This is a genomic window from Nonomuraea turkmeniaca (assembly GCF_005889735.1).
Classification (GTDB): Bacteria; Actinomycetota; Actinomycetes; order Streptosporangiales; family Streptosporangiaceae; genus Nonomuraea; species Nonomuraea turkmeniaca.
Window position 1 is genome coordinate 1 of sequence record NZ_VCKY01000532.1, and the last position, 1,447, is coordinate 1,447.

General features: G+C 71.7%; 3 protein-coding genes. All 3 read right to left on the reverse strand.

The genetic code is table 11. The features are described from left to right. Window positions 1–241, reverse strand: a 241-nt coding sequence (locus ETD86_RS54315) for a carboxyltransferase domain-containing protein (RefSeq protein ID WP_138674382.1), incomplete at its 3' end; no start/stop codon positions are given. Next, entirely contained in the window at window positions 238–993 is a 756-nt protein-coding gene (locus ETD86_RS54320; RefSeq protein ID WP_138674384.1) for a LamB/YcsF family protein, read from the reverse strand. The genes ETD86_RS54320 and ETD86_RS54315, both read right to left, overlap by 4 nt. A gap of 37 nt (window positions 994–1,030) precedes the next feature. After that, window positions 1,031–1,447 (reverse strand): thioesterase family protein (locus tag ETD86_RS54325; protein ID WP_170223816.1); only part of this gene is annotated, 417 nt, incomplete at its 5' end.

Genomic DNA, 1,447 nt, shown 5'->3' on the forward strand with positions numbered 1-1,447 from the left:
AGATGTGTATAAGCGACAGCTCCTGCTCCTTGCCCCGCTCCAGCGCGACGACCGCCTCCAGCCGCGCCCGCAACCGCGCCTGATCCACGCCCGGAGCCACCACGAGGACGGTGTCCGGCCCCGGCACGATCTCCACGACCCCCTCCGGCCGGTCGCCCCGCAGCGCCGCGTGCAGCCGGTGCGACAACTCCAGCGAGCCCGTCTCCACGAGCAGCCCGTGCTCCCCGGCCGTCCGGATCACGCGAACGCCTGCAGGACCACTCCGGCCGCCAGCAACGCGTCCCGCACCCCTTGCGCCAGCCGGACGGCGTCAGGCGTGTCTCCGTGGACGCAGATGGAACGGGCGGAAACCGGTACGGAACTACCGTCCACGGCCGTCACAGAGCCTTCCACGGCCATCTGGACGGCACGGGCGGCCACCGCCGCGGGGTCGTGGAGCACGGCGTCAGGCTCCCTGCGCGGGACCAGCGTCCCGGCGGGCGTGTACGCGCGGTCCGCGAACGCCTCGTTCACCGTCGGCACACCCTCGGCCGCCGCCACCTTGTGCACGACCGAGCCCGGCAACGTGAGCACCGGCAGCGACGGGTCGTAGTCGGCCACCGCGTCGATCAGCGCCGCCGCCTGGACCTCGTCGCGGACGATCCGGTTGTAGAGCGCGCCGTGCGGCTTGACGTACGACACCCGGCCGCCCATCGCCCTGGCGATGCCGTCGACGGCCGCGAGCTGGTAGAGGATCTCGGCGCACAGCTCCTCGGGCTCGACGTCCATCTCCCTGCGGCCGAAGTGCGCCAGGTCACGGTAGGACACCTGCGCGCCGATCGTCACGCCCCGGTCCACTGCCGCCGCGCACGTGCGTCTGATCGTGACGGGGTCGCCGGCGTGGAAGCCGCAGGCCACGTTGGCGCTCGTGACGATGTCGAGCAGCGCGAGGTCGTCGCCGAGGCGCCAGATGCCGAAGCCCTCGCCCAGGTCCGCGTTGAGGTCGATCACCATGGCATCCATCATGGCAACTCCCCGTCGTCTTGGCGCCTCATCTTGGCGCGACGAACAGGGTCTGAGTCGCCGTGCCCACCTGGCCGGTCTCGTCGTACAGGGTGGAGCGGGTCAGGCCCCTGCCCGACGGTCCGATGACCGTCTCGGCGTCCATGCAGGTCCACTCGCCCTCGGGGGCGCGGAACAACGAGATCGTCAGGTCCACGTTCACGAACACGTGGGTGGCGAAGTCGAGGGCGAAGCTGACGCCGTTGCCGCTGTCGGCGAACACCGCCAGCCGTTCGAGCGGGGTCATCTCCTCGCCCTCGACCAGCGGGATCGTGAGCCTGCCCCACACCGTGGCCGGGCCGAGCTCCATGGGGCCGCCGGTGACGAAACGCCAGTCGAGCGCCTTGCCGTACCCGAAGCCCGAGCCCAGCCACGAGCGGGCGTGCTCCTCCGAGCGCGGCGGCAC

Bases quoted from the DNA above. Each gene is read 5' to 3' on its own strand.
- ETD86_RS54320 (WP_138674384.1), bottom strand. From the start codon at position 993: ATGGTGATCGACCTCAACGCGGACCTGGGCGAGGGCTTCGGCATCTGG.